The 26,392-nt window shown below is 33.6% G+C and carries 15 protein-coding genes; 8 read left to right on the top strand and 7 right to left on the bottom strand.

Annotated features, from left to right (window positions below; genetic code table 11):
• The first annotated feature begins 2 nt into the window (after window positions 1–2).
• The 6 genes from R2808_RS00755 (at window position 3) to R2808_RS00730 (ending at window position 8,686) form a co-directional block, all read left to right on the top strand.
• On the top strand, window positions 3–2,843 hold the full coding sequence (locus R2808_RS00755; RefSeq protein ID WP_371269021.1) for a CHAT domain-containing protein: 2,841 nt from the start codon (window positions 3–5) through the stop codon (window positions 2,841–2,843).
• Window positions 2,844–2,921: 78 nt separating this feature from the next.
• The gene (locus tag R2808_RS00750) at window positions 2,922–4,859 is read left to right on the top strand and encodes a tetratricopeptide repeat protein (RefSeq protein WP_371269020.1); all 1,938 of its coding nucleotides are present in this window, start codon (window positions 2,922–2,924) and stop codon (window positions 4,857–4,859) included.
• A gap of 15 nt (window positions 4,860–4,874) precedes the next feature.
• Window positions 4,875–5,606 carry a DUF6498-containing protein gene (locus tag R2808_RS00745; protein ID WP_371269019.1) on the top strand — a complete coding sequence of 244 codons (732 nt, stop codon included), beginning with the start codon at window positions 4,875–4,877 and terminating at the stop codon, window positions 5,604–5,606.
• A 2-nt stretch (window positions 5,607–5,608) separates the two neighbouring features.
• The gene (locus tag R2808_RS00740; RefSeq protein WP_371269018.1) at window positions 5,609–6,265 is read left to right on the top strand and encodes a response regulator; all 657 of its coding nucleotides are present in this window, start codon (window positions 5,609–5,611) and stop codon (window positions 6,263–6,265) included.
• Window positions 6,266–6,338: 73 nt separating this feature from the next.
• A complete protein-coding gene (locus R2808_RS00735; RefSeq protein WP_371269017.1) occupies window positions 6,339–8,027 on the top strand; it encodes a T9SS type A sorting domain-containing protein in 1,689 nt (562 codons plus the stop codon).
• 56 nt (window positions 8,028–8,083) lie between these two features.
• Window positions 8,084–8,686: a DUF4230 domain-containing protein gene (locus R2808_RS00730; RefSeq protein ID WP_371269016.1), complete on the top strand. Its 603-nt coding sequence runs from the start codon at window positions 8,084–8,086 to the stop codon at window positions 8,684–8,686.
• A 58-nt stretch (window positions 8,687–8,744) separates the two neighbouring features.
• Here R2808_RS00730 and R2808_RS00725 read toward each other — a convergent pair whose 3' ends face one another.
• The 5 genes from R2808_RS00725 to R2808_RS00705 all read right to left on the bottom strand — a co-directional run bounded on the left by R2808_RS00725 (window position 8,745) and on the right by R2808_RS00705 (window position 14,364).
• Complete coding sequence (locus R2808_RS00725; protein ID WP_371269015.1) at window positions 8,745–9,053, bottom strand: rhodanese-like domain-containing protein; 309 nt, start codon at window positions 9,051–9,053, stop codon at window positions 8,745–8,747.
• A gap of 71 nt (window positions 9,054–9,124) precedes the next feature.
• Complete coding sequence (locus tag R2808_RS00720; protein ID WP_371269014.1) at window positions 9,125–10,885, bottom strand: aromatic amino acid hydroxylase; 1,761 nt, start codon at window positions 10,883–10,885, stop codon at window positions 9,125–9,127.
• A 385-nt stretch (window positions 10,886–11,270) separates the two neighbouring features.
• Complete coding sequence (locus R2808_RS00715; RefSeq protein ID WP_371269013.1) at window positions 11,271–11,801, bottom strand: DUF4136 domain-containing protein; 531 nt, start codon at window positions 11,799–11,801, stop codon at window positions 11,271–11,273.
• An 80-nt stretch (window positions 11,802–11,881) separates the two neighbouring features.
• The gene (locus R2808_RS00710; RefSeq protein ID WP_371269012.1) at window positions 11,882–13,867 is read right to left on the bottom strand and encodes a urocanate hydratase; all 1,986 of its coding nucleotides are present in this window, start codon (window positions 13,865–13,867) and stop codon (window positions 11,882–11,884) included.
• 296 nt (window positions 13,868–14,163) lie between these two features.
• Window positions 14,164–14,364, bottom strand: a complete 201-nt coding sequence (locus R2808_RS00705; RefSeq protein WP_371269011.1) for a DUF5522 domain-containing protein — start codon at window positions 14,362–14,364, stop codon at window positions 14,164–14,166.
• Window positions 14,365–14,392: 28 nt separating this feature from the next.
• On the opposite strand from R2808_RS00705, the gene R2808_RS00700 reads away from it, so the two are divergent.
• Complete coding sequence (locus tag R2808_RS00700; RefSeq protein WP_371269010.1) at window positions 14,393–14,731, top strand: hypothetical protein; 339 nt, start codon at window positions 14,393–14,395, stop codon at window positions 14,729–14,731.
• Here R2808_RS00700 and R2808_RS00695 read toward each other — a convergent pair.
• Together R2808_RS00695 and R2808_RS00690 are read right to left on the bottom strand one after the other, a co-directional pair.
• On the bottom strand, window positions 14,721–19,382 hold the full coding sequence (locus R2808_RS00695; protein WP_371269008.1) for a GEVED domain-containing protein: 4,662 nt from the start codon (window positions 19,380–19,382) through the stop codon (window positions 14,721–14,723). The two genes, R2808_RS00700 and R2808_RS00695, sit on opposite strands and share 11 nt — an antisense overlap.
• Before the next feature lie 228 nt (window positions 19,383–19,610).
• Complete coding sequence (locus R2808_RS00690; RefSeq protein WP_371269007.1) at window positions 19,611–24,188, bottom strand: GEVED domain-containing protein; 4,578 nt, start codon at window positions 24,186–24,188, stop codon at window positions 19,611–19,613.
• Between the two features lie 234 nt (window positions 24,189–24,422).
• Here R2808_RS00690 and R2808_RS00685 point away from each other — a divergent pair, with 234 nt between their 5' ends.
• Window positions 24,423–26,378 (top strand): T9SS type A sorting domain-containing protein, encoded by a 1,956-nt coding sequence (locus tag R2808_RS00685; protein WP_371269005.1) that lies wholly within the window; start codon window positions 24,423–24,425, stop codon window positions 26,376–26,378.
• Window positions 26,379–26,392: the final 14 nt, after the last annotated feature.

Below are 26,392 nucleotides of genomic sequence, written 5' to 3'. Positions count from 1 at the left end.
AAATGAGGTTAACCATTTTAAAAATAATGTTATGTATTGGATTGTATAGTTATGCACAGCCCAATAGTTTTAACGACTACTACGGCCTTTATATGCAAGGGTACAACACTAAAAACCTAGACAAAATGAAAGAAGGTTCTAAGCTGTTAACAATTCATTTTCCCGATGAATTTGCAGGATATTATCTCAATACCTTTTATCAAATTTGTAACGGAAATGTAAACCAAGCCCAAACCGAAGTCGTAAAAGCATTTAACATAGAACCTATTTCACCGTATCCGTATATGGTGCAATCGTATCTTTATTTTGTGCAAAACAACCTCGTTTTAGCCGAAAAAAATCTTAATTATGCCGTGCAATTGCGTTCTCATAAAAGTTTAGATGATATTTATAACGATGTAACGCTTTTAGAATATTTTACAAAAAAAGATTTCAGTTCGTATAAAAATTGGTTAACCAAAATTTCTTCAAACGGAACAATGAATCCTGCTTTAGCATTAGCATTCGATCAATGCTTTGTAGGTGTTAGTAAAGGTACAACTTGCAATAATATAGATGTTTTAGCAGCAAAATACAACGCTATGCCTATGGCAAATCCTATACTCAATAAAATGGTACCACTTACAAAAGCAGTTAATTTTTATATAAATGGAAATGTTGCCGAGTGCAAAAAACAATTTGATGTTTTTTTAAACCAAACCCAAAACGATAAATTATTTGCATGGAAACGAAGCTACGTGCTATGGTTTCGTTCAATACTTAAAAAAGAAAGTTACGACGAAAGAGGCGCATTAGTAGATATAAATGCAGCACTAGACGAATACCAAAATTTAGGTTTTGTTTCGAATCAATTAGCGAGTATGCAATTGCATAAAATTCACGTTTTAGCAGATTTAGGCGATAAAAAACAAGAAAAATTGCAAATGGCGTATCAATTAGAACAAACGGCAAATCAGTTAAATAACGATTATTTTAAAGCAAAAGCCTATAATTCTATTGGTGCGTATTATGTTCTTGATGGTCCACAAGCCGATTTAGCCAAAGGAGGCGAATATTTAACAAAAGCATACAATTTAGCAAAAAAATTAAACGATAATTATTTATCGCGAGAAATTAATAGCAATTATATTATTGTAAAAGCTCGTCAGGGTTTGTATGCCGATGCGCAACGCATAACAGAAGAAACCGCCCAAGCCGAAATAAAAGAAGGAATTTTCGATGAAGCTCAAAATTTATACAATAATTTAGGGTTTATATATTTTAATATTAAAGATTATAAAAACGCAATTAGTCAATTTGAAAAAAGTATTGCACTAGCCGAAAAAGTAAAAGAAAAGCTCAATTCTAAACAAAAATTAGAATATATGAACGATATTTCGGGTGTATATACGGGTTTAGTAATGAGCTATAAACACACAAATGCTACCGAGAAAATATTTCAACTGCAAGAACAAAGTCGAAGTGGTTATTTAAAAGAGCAACTTCATAAAAATATAACTTTAGCTTCTATAAACGATGCACAAAGTTTATTGCAACCTAATGAGGTTTTATTAAGCTACACTATTGGCAGGCCAGGCGAAATAATTATTACAGCAATTACAAAAGATAAAGCCGAAACACGGTATAATTACCCTATTGATCAATTGTTGCATTTAAAAAAGTTTTATACAGATAGAGTTAAAAAAATACCTTCAAAATTAAATGCCTATATGGCTAATTTTCAAGTCGATTATAAAGACGGACAATTGGTGCAATACGCTTCTAAAGAAGCAGCTTATAAAAAAGAAGATTTTGTAATGCTTGTAGAATGGACGCGCCAAGTGCTGGAAAAAAATAATCCAAAAGTTGCTGCTGCACAAACCGATTTTTTGCACTTTTGGTACAATTTAACCTTGCAACCCGTTAGCGATTTACTAGAAAAGTATCCTAAAGTAATTATCAGTTCGGCTTCAGAATTAAACTATTTACCATTTGAAGCTTTTTTATCGCCAAAAAACCAATATTTTGTGGTTACGCACGATGTTCGCTATATTCCAAGTGCAACTATTTGGAAAGCTATTGCTACTCGAAATTATAGCGCTAGTAGAAAACCTGTTTTAGCGTATGGTGGTGCTATTTATCAACCGTCGGGAAATAGTAAAGCAACCGCCCGAGACATAGACGATTTTTATAAAATTTCCGATGCGGTTAACCAAAAAATCAGTAAAGGTATATATAACTTTAAACCCGAACTTGAAGCTCTTGGTTTTGGAGGCGCTAACTATTTGGCAGGAACATTACGCGAAGTAGAATTTGTAGGCACTTTAGCAAACGATATAAAAGTTTATAAAGGTTACGAAATGAGTGAAAGTAATATAAAAAAAGCAAGTGCTACAGGCGAGCTAAAGCAATATAAAAACATATTAATTTCTACGCATGGTTTTACTACCGAAATTATTCCCGAGTTTAGTGGTGTTATGTTTTCGCAACCTAATGGTGGCGATGGTAATGAAGACACTTTTTTATTGGCACCCGAAATAGCAAAACTACAATTACATTCAGATTTGGTTGTGTTAAGTGCTTGCGATACGGGTTTGGGCAAACTATATGGCGGCGAAGGTATAAACGGATTAAATTCGGCTTTTTTAATTGCAGGTTCAAATGCTACTATGCTTTCGTTATGGCCAGTTGACGATGCAGGAACAGCGCTTACTATGCAAAACTTATTTAAAAATGTAGTACAACAAAATGCCAATGCAGCAACTACATTAAATAAAATAAAACGAAGCTTTATAAATGGCGATTTTGGCGAAACCTATAAACATCCACAATTTTGGGCACCTTTTCTATACAATGGAAAATAGTTGCCAATTGTATTTTTACGTTAAATTAATTAGTAAACTTTGTATATTTAATGAATATAACAAGGAAACCATAACGCAATGAAAAATAAGTTTCTTTTTTTAGTATTGCTATCGTGTTTAGGTTGGTCGCAGCAAGTAAAAGTAGATAGCTTGTATCGAATTGTTACAACAACAAAAAACGACTCTATAAAGGTAGATGTATATAACAAAATTGTTTGGCACTATCTTTTTAGCGATAAAGTAAAAACCAAGCAACTTATCGATTCAACTGAAAAAATTGCTATAGCAACGCATCAAAAATTTGGTTATAATTCGCTTTTAGGTATAAAAGGAATTTATTACGACATAAACGGAAAACCCGATTCTGCAAAATATTTTTTTGAAAAAGCCTTACAATATGCTAAAAACAATAATTTCTTGATTCATGAAAAACATACCTTGAACAATTTGGGAATGTACAATTGGAATCAGGGTAATTTTGAACAAGCACTTCGGTATTATTTCGAATCTATAAAAGTTAACCAGCAATTTCCTTTAGAAAAGCAAGATAGAATAGATCCTAATTACAATAACATTGGATTAATTTATCAAGAAATGGGACTTTTTGAAAAAGCTATAACGTATCATTTAAAAGCGCTAAAAATAAGAATAGATTTAAAATTAGTTCAAGAACAAATAGCGAGCTATAACAATTTAGGTGTTTGCTATAAAAACATGTCGCAACCCGAAAAAGCGGCACAAGCCTTTGAAAAGGCATTAGCATTATTTACTACAATAGATAAAAACAACGATTACTATATTGCTATTGAAGGTTTAGCATCTTTAGCTTATGATGCTGGAAACTATCAAAAAGCAACTAATTTATACTTACAGTCGTTAAACCGACCGTCTAAAATTCCTATAAATGCAAAAAATAAAGTAACTATTTATGGCAATTTAGCTAAAAATTATATAAAACTTAAAAAGCCAGAATTAGCTATATACTATGGCGAATTATGTACCAAAGAACTCGAAAGCAACATCGAAAATACCGATTTTGAAGTTGAGGTGTACCAGCCACTTGCCGAAGCCAACTATATGCTTAATGATATAGAAAAAGGGGCCTATTACAACACACTTTTTTATGAAAAAATACAAGAAAAATTTAAGCAAGAAAGTGCTAAAGCGTTAACAGAAATTGAAGTAAAATACAAAACCGCAGAAAAAGAAAAAGCATTAGCACAAGAGAAAGCTAAAGTAACCGAACACGAACTTAAGATACGAACACAAAATAATTGGTTACTATTTTTAGGGTTTATAATTCTATTAACAGCTTTGGTATCGTTACTGTTTATAAACCGACAATATTATAAAAACAAGCAGTTAGAAAAAGAAAAAGAATTAGCTAAAGTGTTACAAAAAATAGAAACTCAAAATAGGTTAACTGCACAGCGTTTAAATATTTCTCGCGATTTGCACGATAATATAGGCTCGCAACTCACTTTTATTATTTCTTCAATTGATAGTTTAAAAATGTTTTTAGAAGAAAACGATACTAAAGTAACACAAAAGCTTACCAGCATGAGCCAGTTTACTCGTGAAACCATTCAAGAACTTCGCGATACTATTTGGGCAATGAATAAAGATGAAATTTCGGTAGAAGATTTAAAAACTAGAATTTCAAATTTTATAGAGCAAGCTAATGTTTCCTTGCAAGGTATCGATTTTCAATTTATTTGTAACTTGCCATCTGAAAAAGTATTTAATGCTAAAGACGGAATGAATATTTATAGAATAATACAAGAATCGGTAAACAACGCTATTAAACATGCTAAAGCAACCACAATTAGCGTTACCATTGCTAAACTGGTTAACCAATTTGAGATTACAATACAAGACAATGGAAAAGGTTTCGATACACTTTCTGTAGAAAAAGGAAACGGATTAAACTCAATTCATAAACGCACAGCAGAACTAAACGGTACAATAAACATTAGCTCGAGTAGTAAAGGAACTTTAGTAGTATTACAATTTTAAAGGTAATAAAAACGAATGAAAAACGGTATAATGCAAAACAATAGAACCATTTGGCTAACGCCATTATTTTATATTTTTCTGTTGCTAATAGGAGAAATTAGCCCAACAGAAATAGTTATTTTATATGCCATTGAAACTGTTATAATTGGTTTTTTTCATATTCTAAAAATGTTAGTGTTAACTTTTCAAAAGAAAAATAATACACGTCAAAACCTAAAAGGACTTTTTTATACTTTTTTCTTTACCATACATTACGGTTTTTTTGTGTTTATACAAACCACTTTTTTCTTCGTTTTTCTCTCTATGGAAGACAACAGAATATCAGATGCTATAGGAATACAAAATTTTATTAATATACTGCAAATTAAAGGTGTGCAACTAGGTTTGTTGTTTATGATTATTTCTTATGGTTTGCGTTTTTGGTTCAACTTTTACAAATCGGGTTATTATAAAAATTTACCAGTAGAACTTTATATGTTTCAACCTTATTTGCGAATATTTATTCAGCAATTTGTAGCCATTTTACCAGGTTTATTTATCATTTTTGGAAAAGCGGGTTTAGCTGCTGCCATTATTTTAATTGTACTACGAACCATAACCGATTACTATATCGATAAAATGCGAAATTCGCCATCGTTTTTTCATAAAATGTTTCCTAAATTATTTAAAACCTTAGCAAATAAAAAAGAAGATGATAAAGAACGAAAAACCGCCGAAGATTTTTTAAAAATGATTGTAAACGAGTAACTATGCAAAACACTGTTAGAATAGCAATAGTAGATGACAACAGTTTTTTAATTTCGGCAATTAAAGAAAAACTATCTTTTTTTGAAGCTATTACGTTTAAATATTCGGCAGTAAATGGAAAAGAAATTATAGAAAAAATAGCAATTGATAAACATATTGATTTGGTGTTAATGGATATCGAAATGCCCATAATGAATGGTATTGAAGCTACATTTGAACTTAAAAAACGCTATCCGCAAATAAAAATTATTATGTTAACCGTTTTCGATAACGATGAGAATATTTTTAACGCTATAAAAGCGGGTGCCGATGGATATTTACTAAAAGAAGTCGATCCTAATACGTTGTACAACGGCATTCAAGAAACACTTTCGGGTGGCGCCGCTATGACACCTTCAATTGCTTTAAAAACCTTAAAATTACTACGAAATCCAGTAGATTTTGATGCCTCGCTAGAAACAGAAGAAATTAAGTTAACCCATCGCGAAGTTGAGGTTTTAGAACAATTAAGCAAAGGCTTAAGTTATAACGTTATTGCCGAAAATCTATTTTTGTCGCCATCAACTGTTCGTAAACATATTGAAAATATTTACAGTAAACTTCAAGTACACTCAAAACTAGAAGCAGTTCAAAAAGCAAAACGCAATAATTTGATATAATTTCTAAAATACGACAATTGCCTTATGGCTTTACGCTTTTTAAAATTATAATTTTGAATAAAATAATGAAGTTATGAAAAAATTATATTTTAAATTGGTTATTTTATTAGCAGCTACTTGTTCTATTTATGCTCAAGATTTTGAATGGGCAATACCTTTTCAAGGACTATATAATAGCGAATCAACAGATATTGCTGTCGATAATTCTGGAAATGTTTATACCACAGGTTGGTTTGAAGTTAGTGCTGATTTTGACCCTTCCGCTTCAACTTATGCGTTGAATTCTTCAGCTAATAGAACGGCTTTTATTTCTAAAAATGATGCAAATGGTATTTTACTATGGGCAGTAAAAATAGGAGATTCGGGTTATAATCAAGGAAATTCAGTTTTTATAGATAGTAATTCAAATGTTTATGTTACGGGTTATTATCAAAACACAGCCGATTTTAATCCAAGTGATACAGAAAACTTTAATTTAACAGCAGTAGGGGTTTATGATGTATTTGTAATAAAGCTAGATAGTAATGGCAACTTTATTTGGGCAAAAAGTTTTGGAGGAACTTCTGTTGATATGGGGCTTGATATTGTAGCATCTAGTAATGGTGTTTATATATCAGGAAGGTATCAAGGAACAATAGATTTAGATCCAGGCGCAAATACCTTAAACATTACTTCAAACGGTTCTATTGATGCATTCTTGGTAAAGCTTGATACAAATGGTAATTTTTTGTGGGGACATTCTTTTGGTAGCACAGGTAATGAACGAGCCGAATCAGTTGGTTTGGATACTTTAGAAAATGTAGTTGTGTTATTCTATTATAATGGAACTGTTGATTTTGACCCAAGTGCGGCTACAAATAGTTTAACTTCATCGGGCGGTAGTGATATTGCAGTTGTAAAATTTGATTATAATGGTAATTTTATCTGGGCAAAAAGTATGGGAGGTAACGGTACAGAAGAACCCTCTAAATTAGTTATAGATTCAAACAATAATATTATTACTACAGGATATTTTTCTGATACTGCCGATTTCGATCCAAGCACCGCTGCTGTTTATCTTAATGCCACGGGTTCATTTAGTGTTTTTGTTTCAAAATTAGATAGTGATGGAAATTACGTTTGGGCAAAGGCAATTACTAGTAACACAAATTGTGATGCCAAAGGAATAGCTGTTGATAGTAATAATAATATTTTGGTGAATGGTTTGTTTTCTGGTACAACCGATTTTGACCCAGATGTTTCCGTTAATTTTAATGTAAACTCAAATGGAAGTAACGATATTTTTGTTACTAAATTAACATCGAATGGTAACTTTATTTGGAATATAACAGTAGGTGGAACCGGTAATGATTTAGCAAGAGGTGTAATAGTAGATAAAACAAACGATGCTGTTTACACAACTGGAGCATTTTTAGACATTGTCGATTTTGATCCAAGTGGAGCAACTTTTAATTTAACCTCAGCTGGTTTAAAAGATGTATTTATTTTAAAACTATCAACAGAAACAATGTATAATTCAGATTTTACAAGTGAAAATATTAAAGCTTATCCAAATCCAGTAACAAATAAATTGCTAATTAATAGTAAAGAAGATATTACTAAAATAATAATCTACGATTTTACAGGAAAACAAATTTATAGTAAGGAAGTAATGTTTATAAATAGTGATATTGTTGATTTTTCAAATTTTCAATCAGGAATATATATTGTAGAAATTTACAATGAACTAAAATCGATTAAAATGAAAATAATTAAGGAATAAAATTGCCACCTTCGGGTGGTTTTTTTATATCTTCGTAACAAATCTATTTTGAAACAATGCGATCAAAAATATTCTATTTTGTGCTCTTAATTTTAGTAGTCTTTTTTGGGTATCATTATTTGCAACCAAAAGAAACGGAAACTATCGAATATCAAACAAATTTAATTCAACAAGAAATTAAAAATGTAGGCAAACTTGTAGTTACCCAAGGTCATTTTGCCGAAGTTTTAACTTATAAAGACCAACGCGAAACCTATATTCCGGGTTTAACTTTCGATAAAAAAGCATTAGTAGTTATTAATGCCGACGTAACGGTTGGTTTCGATTTAAGTAAAATTGAGTATAAAATAGACGAAAAAAATAAAATTTTAGAAATCACAAACATTCCCGATGAGGAAATAAAAATAAGCCCCGATATTAAATACTACAATACCGAATCGAGTACGTTTAACGAATTTACAGGCGAAGACCACAATAAGATAAACAAAATTGCCAAGGAAAATTTGCGAAAAAAAATCGAAAATTCATCCTTAAAGAAAAATGCAAAAAACCGTTTGTTAGCAGAGCTTACTAAATTTTTAGTGGTAACTAACACTATGGGTTGGACATTGCAATATAATGGCAATACTATTCAAAAAGAAACCGATTTTAAACTGTAATTTATCAATTTGAATTTATTTCAAATTAACAAAACAAATTAACGCAACAGTTTTAAAATTACAACTTGCTTTGCAAACTAGCCCAGCCGCCGCCGTTAATACAATCTATTCCGTTTTTCTTTAATAAAGAAGTAGCTTGTGCGCTTCGCATACCCGATTGGCAACATGCAATTATAGGTTTGTTCCATTTTTTAATTTCCAACACATTTCCGTTTAAAACCTGTAGGGCAATATTTTTAGAACCTTTAATATGTCCGTTATTATATTCTTCTCTAGTGCGAACATCTAAAATTACTGCTCCTTTTTCTATGTATTCTTGAATTGTATTGGTTTTATTCCCAAAACCTAAAATATCTAAAAAGCCCATACCTAATTTTTTAGTTAAAAATTTAAAGCAAATGTAGGACTAAAATTAAAACAGAATTGCAACAAATGTTACTAAGCTACTTCATTTTCTTTTAAAATTAAATCTATACCAAAGGTAATTAGGTGCGCTACATCTGGCCGTTTTATTTTTAAATTTTCCAAATGAAGTAATACTTTCTCTAATAAATTTTCGTTTCCTTCTCGGTTGGCCAGCTCGGCAATTTCTACCGATAATAACCAATCGTTTGGATGATTACCACTAACTGCACCAAATGCTTCTTTTAAAGTAATAGCAAAAGGTTTACCCTCGCGTATATTTCGAATATTTTGATATAATACTTCTAATTCTTCTCGTTCTGCCGATTTTTTTTGTTTAATAGTTTTGCTCGAAGGAACATGATTTACCATGTCAAAACTATTTACATCGGCAGGTCCTGAAAAAGCCGAAACAATTTTTTTTCCTACAGCCATATCATAAATTCCCCATTCGGGTTGAAATAAAACTTTTTCATTATGTGTAACGGTACAATTTTTAAACTTAATGAGTACAATTTTACCTTGAATGTTTCGCGTTCCCGTTACAATTTCGCCCGTAACTTTTATATTTCCTTCAAACTCAAGAGTAATTTGTTCGCCTTCGTAAATATTATAGGCTTTTAAATCGCGCGGACTCATGTCTTCAATTGCTAAATTAATGCCTTTTAACTTACCAATTGGCGAACCAAAACCTTCCGCATGATAAGCTGCGCCATGACCTACTAATTCTTTTTCTCTATATGCCAAAGCTGTTTTACCTGTACATTGAATATAAACTGGTTTTCCTTCGCTTTCAATAACGTTTGTAAACTTACCCGATATTTGTAAACCAGTACTCAGTTCAATTGTTCCTAATGCTTTTGAATTTACTAGTTTTTTTATACCCGATAAGCCACCTGTTCGCAAAGCCATTTTATTTGCAAATTCTTCTAAAACCATACTTAAATAAGCAAAATCTGGTGTAACATATAGCTGTGGTTGCGGTTTTGTAATATCAAAACTAGTATCGGCAGCTGAAATATCGTAGGTAATTTTCTTCACATTATCAGTCATACACCATTCGCTTTCGCCAATGGAAGATAGTAAACCAGCGCCGTATATTTTAGGGTTTTCAACCGATCCGATTAAACCGTATTCAACGGTCCACCAATGTAAATTTCGAATACGCGACATTTCTGATAATTCGCCCATATTATTTTGCAAATATTCTACTTCATCTTCCGCTTTTTTAATGGCTGCTTCAGGAGTATCTTCGGCTTCTTTTAAAATGGATAATAAACGAATAGCTTCGTATAATTCGTAATCACGAGCCGATGATATGGCTTTACAGCCAATTTCCCCAAAACGGCGCAAGTACTCGGCATATTCCGGATTAGCAATAATAGGCGCATGGCCAGCACCTTCGTGTATAATATCGGGAGCGGGTGTATATTCAATATGTTCTAATTGACGAATATCGGAAGCGATAACTAATACATTATAAGCCTGAAATTCCATAAAAGCATTGGGCGGAATAAATCCGTCTACAGCAACGGCAGCCCAACCAATTTCTTTAAGAATTCGATTCATGCCATACATACTAGGTATTGATTCAATGTTGATTCCAGTTTTTTTTAATCCTTCTAAATACGATTCGTGAGCAACTTTAGATAAATAATCTACATTTTTACGCATCACATAGCGCCAAACCGCTTGGTTTATAGGCGTGTATTCTTCATAGTTTTGTGGTTTTATAAATTGCTTTAAGTGCGCCGGAAGCCTGTCAATTAATGGATTAGATTCAAATTCGGAATTCATATTTTTAGTGTTGTTTCTGTAGTAAAAGTACAAAAAAATATAGTTTTAGATTGCTTATTTTAACATATATTCATTGAATGATATTATTTTGGACTACTTTTAAAAAATTATACAATAAAACCCGTAGTGCATTTAGAAAATTTTATTTGTTTATTTCGTCAGTTCGAATATTTCTTGGATAAATTTTATGCAAATTTATCTAAGAAATGTATCGAGAACTTACAATTTAATACTTCTCGATAAAATATTTCTTCGCTTTACTACGAAAAATTACTCGAAGTAACGTTGCTTAATAACTTTTAGCTTCTAAATGCAATATGGGTACAATAAATAAAAAAGGTTTTGAATAGATATTCAAAACCTTTTTTAACGGGATATTTTTTATTTATTTTTTCTCAGGTGGATATTGTGCTAATATTTTGTTTACAAATTGCATAATTCGTTCGTCTTTTTTATCAACATTTTGTGTTAAATAGCCTGTTCCTTGTCCTTGCCAAATTAACTCCTTCGTTTTAGCATCTACAAAGTCGATAAACAATGTACCTTCGGGAGTGGTAGAAACATTATTGTAGCCAACACCCCAGTAAGGACCGCCCCAACCAACGCCCCAACCAAAACCTACATTATTGTAAACATCTACACGTTCTGATTCTTTTGTAAAGATGCTCACTAAAACATCGGGATTTTCAGATTTTGAAAAGCCTTTTGTTGCCATAACATCATCTATAGCATATAAAATTCGCTTTTTATCTAAATCGGAAATTTGAGCTTGATCAACACCACTTTTTAAATAGGCATAAGAATGATACGAACCAAAATTTGCTTTTTTATCATAATCGGCGTTAACTCTCACGGAACTGCAAGATGTTAAACTTGCAATTATTAATAAGAACGAAAGTAATTTAATTGTTTTCATAATAAATTTTGTTAAAAGTTTCATGCTTCATGTTTAGAGTTATTACGTAATTTATTTAACTTGAAACTTTAAACTTGAAACTATAATAAATTTTCATCTACTATATTAGGGATGGTTACCTGTAATAAAGGTTGCGTTTGCATAGCTCTTTTTATTGCAAAAATAGCTCCTTCATTTCGCGCCCAACTTCTTCTTGAGATACCGTTGTTTACATCCCAAAAAAGCATCATTTCCAACCGTTTAGATGCTTCTTTACTACCATCAAGAACCATACCAAAACCACCATTTATAACTTCGCCCCAACCTACGCCGCCGCCATTGTGTATAGATACCCAAGTAGCACCACGAAAACTATCGCCAATTACGTTGTGAATAGCCATATCTGCTGTAAAGCGAGAGCCATCATAAATATTTGAAGTTTCACGATAAGGCGAATCGGTACCTGATACATCGTGGTGGTCGCGACCTAAAACTACTGGGCCAATTTCTCCTTTTGCAATTGCTTGATTGAATGCTTCTGCAATTTTAATTCTTCCTTCGGCATCGGCATATAAAATACGGGCTTGCGAACCTACTACTAATTTGTTTTGTTGTGCACCTTTTATCCACTGAATGTTATCGGCCATTTGTTGTTGAATTTCTGCTGGCGAATTTTGCATCATTTCTTCTAAAACAGTGCAAGCAATTTCATCTGTTTTTGCTAAATCGTCTGGGTTGTTTGAGGCACAAACCCATCGGAATGGGCCAAAACCGTAGTCGAAACACATTGGCCCCATAATATCTTGTACATAGGAAGGATATTTAAATTCACGTCCTAATGTTGGATTAGGATTCATAACATCGGCACCTGCACGAGAAGCTTCTAAAAGAAAAGCGTTGCCATAATCGAAAAAATATGTTCCTTTTGCTGTGTGTTTATTAATAGCGTCTGCATGGCGGCGCAAAGTTTTTTGAACTTCCGCTTTAAACTGTTCTGGATGGTTTGCCATCATCTCATTTGATGCTTCAAAAGAAAAACCAGTAGGGTAGTAGCCACCAGCCCAAGGATTGTGCAATGAGGTTTGATCGGAACCTAAATCAATTGTAATGTTTTCTTTATCGAATTTTTCCCAAACATCAACAATATTTCCTAAATAGGCTATAGATACGACTTCTTTATTTGTTAACGCTTTTTTTGTTCGTGTTACTAATTCATCAATATTTTCAATAACTTCATGAACCCAACCTTGTTCGTGGCGAATTTTGGTGATTTTCGGATTCACTTCGGCACAAACGGTAACGCAACCCGCAATGGTTCCCGCTTTGGGTTGCGCGCCACTCATTCCGCCTAAACCAGAAGTTACAAATAGACTACCACTTGGGTTTTTCTTTATTTTTCTAAACCCGTTTAAAACCGTAATCGTTGTGCCGTGAACAATTCCTTGTGGACCAATGTACATATAGCTTCCTGCGGTCATTTGCCCGTACTGCGTAACACCAAGTGCATTACATTTTTCCCAATCGTCTGGTTTGGAGTAATTAGGAATCATCATACCATTAGTTACCACTACACGCGGTGCATCTTTATGCGAAGGGAATAGTCCCATTGGGTGGCCAGAATACATTACTAACGTTTGTTCATCGGTAATTTCCGATAAATACTTCATGGTTAAGCGATATTGTGCCCAGTTTTGAAACACAGCGCCATTTCCACCATATGTTATTAATTCGTGCGGATGTTGGGCAACGGCGTAATCTAAATTATTTTGAATCATTAACATAATGGCTTTAGCTTGAAGGCTTTTGCCTGGATATTCGTTAATGTTTCGCGCTTTCATTTCGTAATCGGGACGAAGGCGATACATATAAATGCGCCCGTATTTTTCAAGCTCTTCTTTAAATTCGGGAATAAGTGTAGTATGATGTTTTGGTTCGAAATAACGCAAAGCATTTTTTAAGGCTAATTTTTTTTCTTCGTTTGTTAAAATTTCTTTGCGTTTAGGTGCATGGTTTATATTTGAATCGTAGGGTTTTGGTTGTGGTAAAACGGTTGGAATTCCTTGTTGTATTTGTTCTTGAAATGTCATTTTGTTTAGTCTTGTGCCTATTGCAATGTGCAATTTGCGATTCGTTTAGATTGTTGTTTTTTGCGTAAGGGATAGGAGTAAGCTACCGTGTAGCACGGATAGCCCGACCACTTGTGGGTACGCCCAAAATTAAAAACTAGGGGTAACGAATGTTTGACCTGTGGTAAGACTTGTATATTTTGATGCGATAATTTTGTATGTGGTTGTCCATTTTTAGGTTTGTTGTTTATAGTTAGTTGTTTATTTAAAGTTTTAGAAAAATATATTTTGATAAGCTCTGTATAGCAAAATTGTCTTTATTCTTTTCTCTTTTCTCTTTTGTCTTTTGAAATAGTTCCTGTATTTTTATCGAATCCGTATGGGCAATGACGACAGCCACTTTTGCAGCAATAACCTCTTTTTAAATGGTATTTTTCTGTAAAAACTTTATAGCCTTCGGGAGTGAAATAAAAATCTTCGCCTTCTATTAAATTATTTGGATGTAAATCTTTGTTCATTAGTACAAAATTAGCAACTTTGTTGGAAATGTTTGTAATTGTTTTTAAATATTTGTTGCCCAAAGGCTATAGAGGAATAACGGTGTTTCCGTTTATTTTTTTATTGCGAAAAGAAGATAGGCAAAATAAGGTGTTGTTAAACCATGAAAAAATTCATATTAGACAACAATTAGAATTATTAATTGTTCCTTTTTTTATTTGGTATGGCATTGCGTTTTTAATTCGATTGATACAATATAAAAATTGGAAAAAAGCGTATAGAAATATTTCATTTGAACGAGAAGCTTATGCTAATGAAAAAGACCTCGACTATTTAAAGAAGAGGCCTTTTTTGTGTTATTTAAAGTATATTAAATTTAGAAAATAACTTTTACTGTTTTAGATTTTCCGTTTTCTAATTCAACTTCAACAATATATGCAGTATTCGATTTTTTAATACTCTCTATTTGTAATTCTGTAGTATTTACTTTTTTGTTTTGATAAATTAGTTTCCCTAAAATATCGTGAACAATAACCGACTTAATTACTTCATTTGTTGATGTAACTGTAATTGCATTTTGAGTATGAACCAAAACGGTGTTGTCTAAATCGAATGTATTGGCATTTAAACTATTAGTTGTATAACGCAATACAAATCGAGTGCCATTATAACCAGAAGTAGCTGTAAAACTATACGGAGCTACACGAAGATCGTGAATAATGCCCAATTGTAAATCTTCTAAATAAATATCTTGATTATCGGTTTCGAATAAACCATCTACCTGATTGATACCAATTGTATAAATACCATCATTAGGTACTAAAAATCCTAAAGGTACTTGGTCATTTTCATTAAATGGTAAACTTCTACCTTGTATAAGATATTTTTCATTGTTAATTAAACTGTAAATATTAAATGTATTAGCCGCATACGGAATAGCATCGTAAAGATTATCGTATTCGTTTGTAGCATTTTCTACATAACCTATTAATGTGGTTACCGAATTATTATTACTATTTGAAATTTCTAACCAAATTCTATGTTTTTCTTCAGTAGTAAGCATACTCTTGTTAGCAGATGAAGTTCTGTAGAATTGCGAATTATCGTGCGAAGCATTTCGCATACTGTTATTGAAAACTACACTAGAACTTGCAGCTCCGCCATCTACCATGTTTACGAAGAAACCTTGACCACTAGGAATAAATCCGTTGTAGCCAGCAGGGGTACTACCTGTTCCATTGTGTGTTATATAAGAGTTAACATCGTAATTTAATTGAAAATCTTCATAGAAAGGATCTGGATTAGCACTACTTAAACCAATATTATGACGCCATACATAAACAGCACCTTGAATACCAGTAGATGGGTCGTTATTAGCCGCTAAGAATGAGCTAACAGAAATAGCTGACGGATAGGGGTTACCTAGTAAATTCCAATCATCATCATCTTTTGTATAAGCAACACCACTTGATGTTCCTGCAGTTGTAAAACTACCTCTTTGAATACCTATAGATACATTACCATTTCGTAATACACCTGAAAAATCTCTACTAAATATATCGCGAATAATGTAGCCTTTACCTTCTACCATTGATGTGTTGGTTGCGCCTAACCAATAACCCTGGCTTCCATTAGGGTTGGTGTAAACAGGATCCCATCTGTACACAAAGCCTGAAGCAGGTGTGTTAAACCCATCAACTGGCGAAGACCAATAGACATAATCTTGAGGCGACCCAGTTGTTACTCTATGTACAAGAGCATTGCCTGTATTGTTTACATCGTTTATTTGAACCAAACTAGCATCGTCTTGAATTTCTAAAACCCCTCCTGACTCAATATTTACGAAATCGGTTATAGTTACAGCATTGCCTGCTTCAATATTTAAGTTACCCGTAGGTTTGACAGTTAAGTTTAAACCTAACCCGTTAAAAGACGAACCTGTAACATTTACATCGTTATCTTCAATAATTACACAATCAGTAGCAGTAGGTAAGCCTGTAGGACCCCAGTTTGCAGCATTGTTCCAATCGGTTCCTGCGGTTCCTGCTTTAAAGACTTTAGTGTTATTAGTAACATTAATACTTCCTGCTGCTGAACACCCATTAGATAGTGTTGCCGTTACAGGAATGTTAAAAGTAGTACCAGAGGCTAACTGCGTTAAAGTAGGTTTAACCCATATTGTAGTAACAGGAGTGCCCGAAGTATATGTTGTAGTGCATGCAGCATCAGTAAATGCCTGTACAACAGCAGTATTGTAGTTAAATGCAGTGTTTAATGGTTTTTCACCGAAAAGCTCTACGTTATCTACAGCTACTCCACCAGGTGTCCAACCTGAACTTGCATCGGCATCAGCATATTGTCTAATTCTAATTTTTAAATTTGTTTCATCGATATAAGTAGATAAATCATATGATAAATCTACAAATTTTGTGCCTATCCCTTGGTTTGATGTAAAAGTCGCAATAGTTACAGGGTATGTTCCACCGCCGTCGGTTGATAATTCTATAGCAACGTATTCATCGGTTGGGTATAATCCTGCAGGATAATACCTAGAATAGTATAATTTTAATTTTAACGTTAAATTTAAAAAATCTGTAGAATTTACGGAGCTCGTTAAAGCAAGCGAATTATCTACTGGATAATCTGGATAATCTGGGGCTGATGCATCTGATGATGCTACAGCAAAACTGTTTGATCCAAAACCAGAAGATATTGCTGGAAACCAAACATTTACAAGTGTGGTAGGAACATAAACACTTGTTTGGTTTGTGAATCGAGTTTTATTGTCTGTGGCTGTAGGATTAGCATCATTATTAATTGTAGAGAAAACACCTAATCCAGAATTAAATTTTTCATTTATTAAATGTACAGTTTCTTTATCGCCACCAGCTGTAATTTGAACAGGTTGCTCACCACATACAACAGGGCTTGAAGGTGTAAAACTTACAGAAGGAGTAGGGCTTATTTTAGCTACAACTGCAGTTCTTACTTGCGATTCGCAAGTACCATCCCAAGCGGTTACATAATAGGTTGTTGTAGTTGCTAAAGAAGGCGTTGTCCAAGTTGTAGTAGTTCCGCTTGGTGTTGACGTTCCAACTAAACTTCCGCCAGTTAGTGCATTATACCATCTAAATTCTGTAACTCCTGAAGTTGCTTCTGCCTCAAGGTCAACAGTTCCTGTTCCACAAATTTCACCATCAGTTACACTAGTGATTAATGAATTACATTTTGCAACTACAGTAAATAAATAATCTTCTGTTTCGCCATAGTTGTCTTCCCAAAAACCACTATCAAAATCATCACAAGGATCAAAATCAAAACCAAACGTTTCTGCACCGTCGTCGCCATTATTTACTCTAATTCGTAATCTATAATCGCCTGGGGCTTGTGCTGTAGGTATGGCAAAACCAAATGTTACACTACCACCTGCAAATCCATAAATATTAAACACTTCTTCTCCAGCATCTGTAAAATCCCCATCTTTATTCCAATCTACCCAAGCTTTCCAAGTTCCTCTTAAAAAAGTTGTTCCAGTAGCATAAGCAACAATATTAACTCCCTCGCCTTGTGCTTGCTCTGCAAGTGGTGTTAAGGTAGTAAAATCTTGATAGCCAGTTCCACTAAATGTAGAAGTGTTTACAGCAGGGTCGGCTAATGTTCCTACAAAAGCAAAACTATTTATATATAAACCGTCTGGATCCCAAGAAGTAGGTGAACAATAGGTAACAGGTGGACCTGTACCTGGAGTAGGCGAACAATTAATATTTAGAGCAAAACCAGAACATTGGCCTGTTCCATCAGATTGAAAACGTATTGTTAATGAGCCTGAAATAGAAGTAATAGTTGGCACTGTAAAAGTTGTACAAGAAGTACCTGAACCATGAGGTGCACCTCCCCACAATACTGTTCCTCCTGTGCCTACACCATCGTAAATAGTTAAATAATCGTAACCCGCTTCGGCAGTTATAGAACCACTTACTTCTGCATAAGTACCTGCTGTACTAGGTGTTATTACGCTATATCCGTTAGAACTACTAGCATAATTACCAGTGCTTCCTCCATTATCATATATAGTACCTGAACAAGTTGTATAAGTGTTGTTTCCTGTTGCGGGAACCATCATAGGCGTTTCAGTAACACAAATAGTAAAACCATTTGCTGTTAAATCATCCCAATATTCATAAACTTGAATATAATAAGTGTTTCCTATTGTAAGTCCTGTTAAATTCATCGTTTCTATCCCACCACCTGCAGTTGCATCTGTACAACCACCACCGGTTGGATGACTTCCCCCACAAGAAGAGAATGCACCTATTACCGCATCAAATCCTGTAATGCCATCTACAGTAACAGTATGATTTGTCGATGTTGCTACAAATGAATACCATACATCATAGGCTGTGCCTAAAAATGAACATTCTCCTGTTTCTGTTTCACTAGTAGCTCCATTAGTACCACCAGTAGTAGGTGTACAAGTAGTGTTAGGTGTTAAACTTATAGCAGTACTACAAGTATCGTTTGTTATAGGGATGCTATGTGTTACACAAATAGTAAAACCATTTGCTGTTTCATCTCCATAATAATCATAAACTTGAATATAATAAGTATTACCTATAGTTAGTCCTGTTAAATTCAAGGTTTCTATTCCTCCGTCAAAAGTTGCATCGGTACAAGCCCCGCCTGTTGGTCTTGTAGTAGAACCACAAGCAGAATTAGCACCAACAACAGCGTCGAAGCCAGTAGCGCCGTCTACAGTAACTGTATGAGCTGTAGATACAGCTACGAATTTGTACCATACAGCTTTTTCCGTTCCGTTTGTACAGTCTCCAGTTTCATTGTTATCTGTTGCTCCTACAGTTGAACCAGTTGTAGTAATACAACTTGTATTAGATGTTAAAAGTACAGCACCAGAACATGCATCACTTTGAGAATATCCATAAAAAGAACCAAATAAAAATAATAACCAAAAGGCTATATTCTTAAGCAAATATTCTTTAATAAAAGAAATGCTATAATTTTTTGAGTAATTTTTTTTCATAATCTAAATTTTTGGTTAGAAGGTATTAATTATCAAATGTAAAAAAATATTTAACAAATATTAAAAAAATATTAAAAATGTGGTTTTTTGTCAGAATATATGTTTGTTTTTTAACACAAAAAATTTATAACTTATAGTTTGGTGTAAAATTTTAACAAGTATTTGTTTGGGTATAAAAAAAACAGCCAGCTTACGTTGGCTGTTTTTTTATACTTTGAAAAAATTACTTTAGAACAATACTTTTTTGGTAATTATAGTGCCATCGTTTAAAGTGGTTTGTACTAATAGGTATTCGTTTTTTCTTTGAATTTGGGTAATTACTACTTCATTAGCATTTTCATCTAAAGCGGTTGCAATTTGCTTTCCTGTAAAATCGAATACTACTACCGATTTTATTTTTTCATCGGTAGCATTAACGGTTACACTAGTTTCATTCTTTGAAACTACTACTGTATTGCCATCTTTTAATAGTGCGTTGTTACGGTTTTTAAACTTGAATTTTAAAATAAAACGTTCATTATTAGCGCCTTGTGTTGTAGTAAAATTATATGGAGATCTTCGTAAATCGTGTTCTATGTTAAGTTCTAAGTCTTCTAAAACTATAGTTTGGTTAGGATCTTCGAACAAGCCATCTACAGCGCCAATTAGAATACTGTAATTGCCATCTTGAGGTGCTTTATATCCTAATTTTATTTTTTCGTTACTTGTAAATGGTAAGCCTATACCTTGTATAGCAAATTCTTTTTCTTTAATTAGTGAATAAATACTAAACGAAAGTTTCGACTCGAGTTTTGCATCGTATAATCGGTCTTCGTGTTTTGTAGCATTTTCAATATACCCAACAAGAGTTCTGGTGTTAGCTTCTGTGGTAGTATTTAGTAAATCTAACCAAATTCTGTTTTTATCTGCTATTGATTGATTGTTATTGGTTCTAAAAAATTCGTCATTCTCATATAAATGGCTTCGCAAAGAATTGTTAAATACAGCAGTTTGTGCAGTAGTACCAGTATCGTTCATTAACACGAAGAATCCTTGTCCAGATGCTATTTTTCCACCAAAGTAACCTGGGCCATTTAATGGACCAGTTAAATTATAGGTTAAATAATCGGCAAGCGTATAATTATAGGCGTAACTGCCGTAAAAAGGAGAAGAAATTATAGAAGAAGGTAGTGTACCGTGTGTCCATAACTTAATAAAACCTTCTACGTTTGTGTTAGAAATTAAAAAATCATCAGCATCTATAGCAGATGGGTATGGATTTCCTAGTAAGTTCCAATTGTCATCATCTTTTGTTGCAAGTGTATTAGAACTTCCTGTATTATAATCTGTTCCGGTGTAAGTTCCTCTATAAATAGGAACAGCAATAGTTCCGTTATTTGCTACCCCATTAAAGGTTGCTGTAAAGTTTTGTAATGTAGTTGTAGAGTAGTTGTTTGGTCCTCTTACAATATACCCTTTTCCTAAAGTCATGTTTTCGTTGCCGTTTACCCAAATTCCGTAACCGTTAAGGTATGACGAAATTGTAGGTTCCCATTTCCATATAAGGCTTGTACTTGTTGCAGGAGAAATTGCACTTGAAAGGAAATTTTGAACCGGAGATGACCAGTACACATAATCTTGTTTTCTAATGTTTACATTTCTGTGCATGGTAATGTTTCCAGTATTAGCGGTATCTTCAATTTGAATTAAACTAGCCGAATCGTTTAAAGTAAAAGTGGCTGTTGCATCTACAGCTACTCGTTCGTTAACTGTAATGTAGTTGTTCGAATTAACAGTTAAATTAGCATTGGCTAAAATGGTTAAATTCTTGGCAACTGCATTGTAATTTTCACCTTGAACAACAGGGTCTATTGCTGTTTCAGGAATAAAAACACAATCGTCTTGAATAGGTTTTCCAGTTGGCGTCCAGTTGTTATCGTTGTCCCAGTCGCTGCTTACAGAGCCATTCCATATTTTTCCTCCTGTAAAAACAACAGTAGTTTCATCTGTTTCTACTAAAGTGTTACCGTTACATAACGCGTAGGTTATGGCAGCTGTATAGGTTGTGGTTTCGGTAGGACAAACAGCTAGTGTGTTAGAAGTTCCTAATACAGGTCCAGAAGTGCCGCTACCTTCGTGCCAAGCAATAGAGGTTATTGAATTTCCTGATGGAATAAAACGCCAAGCTTCATTTGTTGTTGACCAATCTGGGTCTAATCCATTTCTATTAGGCGCAACAGTTGCTAAAGTACCATCGGCATTTTGAATACCAATTACTCCATTTCCATCGTTCCAAGTAGAACAGGCATTTCTTTGTTGAATGTAAACTTCAATAACATTTGTGTTTTCATACAACACAATCATACCAGTGTATAACTGACTGTTACAAAGTGTAGAAAATGTTGGAATATTATTCCAAGACGCTACTAATGCTCTGCAACCACTATTTAATGTTATTAGTTCCCAGCCTACTTCGCCGCCTAATGAAGGGTCTATGTCGCTAAATGCACCAAATATTGCATTTTCAATTAAACTTGAGTCGCCACTTATAGGAATATTATCATCGAAACCCCAGTTGCAAACTCCACCAGGTATGTTGTTTGTAGTATCAAAAGTTAATATGCCGTTAGAACCAATTAAGCATTCGTCGTAATTATTTCCGTAAAAACAAAAGTTAAAAGGAAGTTTTACTCTTGGCGACCAAATATCGTCAATGTTAACACTTACTGGATTTTTAAGACAAGAAAAATTATAAGGTGGATTAAAAGGAATTGATTCCACCACATAATCAGAAGTTTCGCCTAAGTTTAAATAATTAGCTTCAAGTGTAACACAAGTTGAAGTAGAAGAACAATCAATAGCTTCTACATCGGCTCCATTTAAATCTAAACCACCTGCAATAACAGAAGGACAACTTAAATCTGTTGTGCCCATACTGTTGCCTACATTACAAGTAGGCATAATAACCTGAAAAGGGCCAACCCATCCGCCATTGCCAAGACTTGCGCCACAATTAGAACGAACCCAAAAGTAATAGGTGTTACCAGGTGTTAAACTAGAAATAATTACGTTTGTATTTCCTGCACTTACACTACCTGTTGCAGTTGTTGTAAAATTAGGTGTTGGAGATGGCGATGAAGCAAAATAATAATCGTATCCGTTTGAAGGAATAGGATTAGCTTCATTCCAGTAAAATTCCACTTCGGTTTGTGAAATAACATTATGGAATATGGCCGAAGGAAAACCAGCACAAGGCAAAGTTCCTTGACAATATACAGTATAATCTTCTGCTTCTGTATAAGGAAAAGAACCACAAGCCGATGGTGTTGTGTCGAAATAATTAGCTACAATTCTAAGTCTATAATCTCCAGGTAACGTGCCTATTGGAATAGTAATGGTGCCATTTGCATTTGCAACATAACCATTACTTTCGAAAACAAGTTCTGTTGCATCGTCAAACTCCATGTCTTTATTCCAGTCTATCCAAACATTCATACCATGTGTTCCGCCATTTACTGTTGCCGAAAAATCGAATGAAAGTCCCGCATATTGACTCACAATGTTATAAGCCGAATAATTACCATAACCACCTGGCGAAAAGGTAGAATTATTGTTGATATTTGAAATTCCGTTTGTTGTACTAAAATTGTCTATAAAATAATATCCAGAATTTGCAGAAAAAGTACAATAACCTGTTTGAAACTGAATAGTATCCCAAGTGCTGAAGTCGCCATTGCCACAGTCGCTTCTTACGTGTCCGTAGTACACTAAATTAGCAACTAAACCTGTAACATTGGCAGTTGTGGCAGTTGTAAATGTGCCAGATGCAGGCGGTGTAGCACTTGTTGTTACGGCATATTGATAACCGCTAGAAGGAGCTACTAGAGGGACGTTCCAGTTTAATGTAACCGAATTTTGAGTTAAGTTTGAAATAGGAGTCATTACAGGAGGCATACAACTGATACATTCTCTAGTTACACTAAAACTACCTGTTGTGGTTGAATTTACATCGAAATCAGCAACATATATATAATAGTTTTCTCCTAATGTTGTAATAAAATTATAACTTTCGGTGCCACCACTTAACGCATTATCTTCACAAGTTACGGTGGTAAAATTTCTACAAGTACCCGAAACAATTACCATTTCATGATTAAACCCAGCAGCAGCTGTAGAAGAAATAATGTTGTAATTTCCATCGCCTACAAAATTGTACCAAACGCCATAATCACTTAACGAACAACCAGTGTTGTTTGGTGTACTACCTGTAGCGCCTACTGTGGTTCCAGAAATTGTAGTATTACAAGGTAAGGCTGTTGCTGTTGCGCAACTTCCATTAGTAACAGGAGAAGTTATGCAAATACTATTAAGTAGCATATTGCCATTTTGTCCACAATTTATTACTTTAATAAAATACTTACCATTATTTAGAGTAGTTGTTATGGTTTCGGTTTGAGTACTATTTGAGTTAACAGCATTTGCACAAGCAATTTGACTTAAACCAGAACAACTACCACTAGATGATATTAACTGCAAATAAAGATTACGATTATCGGCATTAGCTGTAATGGTTATTAATTGTGGCCCTGTAGTTACATCAAAAGTGTACCAGCCTTCTCTTCTAAAATTTCCCATAGAACAACCACTGGCATTGGGTAAATCCTGAGTTGTATTAGAGATAAAAGTGTTAGTGTCGCAAGAACCATTAATTAATAAGGTTTCTGCAGAAGCACAAGAAATTCCTTGTGCATAAGCCGATGTTCCCAAAAAAAGGAGAACAAAAGAAATTAAAAGTAATCTCTTTTTTACAGTAGGTTTTGGTAGCATGATTAAAAAATTTAGGGTTTATTTTTTAGTTATCATTGTATCAAAATTAAAAATAAATAGTTTAAAAACAAAAAAAATCGACAAAAAGTTAATAAAAATTAATATTGTAAGAAAAAGATTAAAAAATTAACACTTATTTTAACATTAATTAACACTAAAATACTTTGTAGATATATTTCTAGAAGTAATTAAACGGTAAAAAATTATTATCTTTGCCTATTAATTCTTTAGGTTATGAAAAAAATTGTATCATTTCTGTTTTTTCTTTCCGCGTTTGCATCTTTTTCACAAATGTATGTAAGTTCGGATACGTATATGTATGCAAATAATGCTTTTGTATATGTAGAGCAAGACGTAAATTTAGCCAATACAGCAAATGTATATTTACGTAATCAGTCGCAATTATTGCAAGGAACTACGGGTTCTAGTAGTAATGTGGGTGAGGGTACACTTTCGGTTTTTCAAGAAGGAACAACTAATAATTACCAATACAATTATTGGTGTTCTCCAGTAGGAGTGCCTAATGCAACTTCTGGAAACTCTAACTTTGGAATAACTTTATTGAATAGACCTACTACAAAAACAGCAAGCATACCAGCCACAAATTCTACTGCTTGGGACGGTTCTACGTCTAATTCTTCATTAAATATTTCAAATAAATGGATTTGGAAATATTATGCTAGTAATGTTTATGCACCAGGAACTGGCGGTTGGGTATATGTAGGTGCGGGTACAACGGTAGAACCAGGATTGGGTTTTACAATGAAAGGCGTATCTGGAACAGATACAACAGTTGCAGATCCAGATGAAGATGCTAATGCAGCTATGGCTGGCTTACAAACAAAACAAAACAATTCGGGTAGTAATCAACGTTACGATTTTAGAGGAAAACCAAACGATGGTAATATGTCGGCTACTGTTTCTAACAACGATGGAACCAGTTACATAAATTTAACTTTAGTTGGAAATCCATATCCTTCAGCTATTAATTTAAATTATTATTTATTAGAAAATAGCGGTTATACAATTGATTACGGAACTGGAGTGCCAACTCTTACAGGAACGCCACAAATTAATAACACCGCTTACTTTTGGGAGCACGATAAAAGCAATGCAACACACAATGTTGGCGGGTATGTTGGCGGTTATGGTACCTATGTGCCAAATCCTTTAAATGCAAATAGTCCAGGCACTTATACATCTGCTCCTATGAATACTTATAGTAACGATGGCGAAACACCAACTACGGGTACTGCATCTGGAAATACTTTTCAAAGAATGTTTACACCTGTAGGTCAAGGTTTTATGGTTCACGGTGCTGTAGCATCAGGAACCGCCACTATGCGTAATATTTATAGAGCTTTTGTAAAAGATAACGACCCTGCGGCAAATTATTCGCAATTTGAAAAGACAGCAAATTTTGGAACCACATTAACTAATGCTACTAATTGGGACGAAATACCAAATGTGGCAGGAGTAGATTATACTCAATTTTCTAAATTACAAGCACCTCAATTTAAAATTCATTTTTTTATTGATGACACTGTGGTTTATGAGAGTGCTGCGGTATTTGCAAATAACACTTCAGATAGTTACGACTTGTTTGACGGTATTTGTCCTTACGGAAACGTTGCAAAAGTAGCGTGTTTAAACCCTATTGATGGTGCTGAAAAGTTAGTTGTTTCTACAATGCCTTTCGCAATCGATAAAAAAATACCGGTTACACTTAAAAGTGATGTAGCTTCTGTATATAAAATAAAAGTTTCAGAACTTATTAACTTCGATTTAGCAAATGAAATTTATCTTCACGATAAAGTAAACGATATATATTACAATATTTTAACAGATGAAGCATTTGTAAGTTTGCCAGCAGGAGAAAACACAACACAATTCGAAATTGTGTTTGAATTAAACAGCGTATTAAACGAAAATAATCAGGAAATAGCAAATTCATTTTTAGTTTATCAAAATAATGGAGCAGGATTATTAACTTTAATTAATCCGTTAAATGAAGACGTAGCAGAAGCTTCTGTTTATGATGTGTTGGGTAAAAAAGTTATCGCAAAACAAAGTTTAGGAACAGCTAATCAAATAGAAATACCAACAGGAAGCTTAAACAATGGTGTTTATATTGTTAAAGTAAAAACAAGCCAAGGTTTATCGTTTACTAAAAAAGTTTTAGTTAAATAATTACTATAGTATAA

The sequence above is a fragment of the Flavobacterium sp. genome (assembly GCF_041392005.1).
Taxonomy (GTDB): domain Bacteria; phylum Bacteroidota; class Bacteroidia; order Flavobacteriales; family Flavobacteriaceae; genus Flavobacterium.
This window is presented reverse-complemented; position numbering and strand designations above follow the sequence as displayed.

What these genes read in the sequence shown, in the direction of transcription:
- R2808_RS00755 (WP_371269021.1), top strand. Translation starts at nt 3, where the DNA reads ATGAGGTTAACCATTTTAAAAATAATGTTATGTATTGGATTGTATAGT.
- R2808_RS00750 (WP_371269020.1), top strand. Translation starts at nt 2,922, where the DNA reads ATGAAAAATAAGTTTCTTTTTTTAGTATTGCTATCGTGTTTAGGTTGG.
- R2808_RS00745 (WP_371269019.1), top strand. Translation starts at nt 4,875, where the DNA reads ATGAAAAACGGTATAATGCAAAACAATAGAACCATTTGGCTAACGCCA.
- R2808_RS00740 (WP_371269018.1), top strand. Translation starts at nt 5,609, where the DNA reads ATGCAAAACACTGTTAGAATAGCAATAGTAGATGACAACAGTTTTTTA.
- R2808_RS00735 (WP_371269017.1), top strand. Translation starts at nt 6,339, where the DNA reads ATGAAAAAATTATATTTTAAATTGGTTATTTTATTAGCAGCTACTTGT.
- R2808_RS00730 (WP_371269016.1), top strand. Translation starts at nt 8,084, where the DNA reads ATGCGATCAAAAATATTCTATTTTGTGCTCTTAATTTTAGTAGTCTTT.
- R2808_RS00725 (WP_371269015.1), bottom strand. Translation starts at nt 9,053, where the DNA reads ATGGGCTTTTTAGATATTTTAGGTTTTGGGAATAAAACCAATACAATT.
- R2808_RS00720 (WP_371269014.1), bottom strand. Translation starts at nt 10,885, where the DNA reads ATGAATTCCGAATTTGAATCTAATCCATTAATTGACAGGCTTCCGGCG.
- R2808_RS00715 (WP_371269013.1), bottom strand. Translation starts at nt 11,801, where the DNA reads ATGAAAACAATTAAATTACTTTCGTTCTTATTAATAATTGCAAGTTTA.
- R2808_RS00710 (WP_371269012.1), bottom strand. Translation starts at nt 13,867, where the DNA reads ATGACATTTCAAGAACAAATACAACAAGGAATTCCAACCGTTTTACCA.
- R2808_RS00705 (WP_371269011.1), bottom strand. Translation starts at nt 14,364, where the DNA reads ATGAACAAAGATTTACATCCAAATAATTTAATAGAAGGCGAAGATTTT.
- R2808_RS00700 (WP_371269010.1), top strand. Translation starts at nt 14,393, where the DNA reads ATGTTTGTAATTGTTTTTAAATATTTGTTGCCCAAAGGCTATAGAGGA.
- R2808_RS00695 (WP_371269008.1), bottom strand. Translation starts at nt 19,382, where the DNA reads ATGAAAAAAAATTACTCAAAAAATTATAGCATTTCTTTTATTAAAGAA.
- R2808_RS00690 (WP_371269007.1), bottom strand. Translation starts at nt 24,188, where the DNA reads ATGCTACCAAAACCTACTGTAAAAAAGAGATTACTTTTAATTTCTTTT.
- R2808_RS00685 (WP_371269005.1), top strand. Translation starts at nt 24,423, where the DNA reads ATGAAAAAAATTGTATCATTTCTGTTTTTTCTTTCCGCGTTTGCATCT.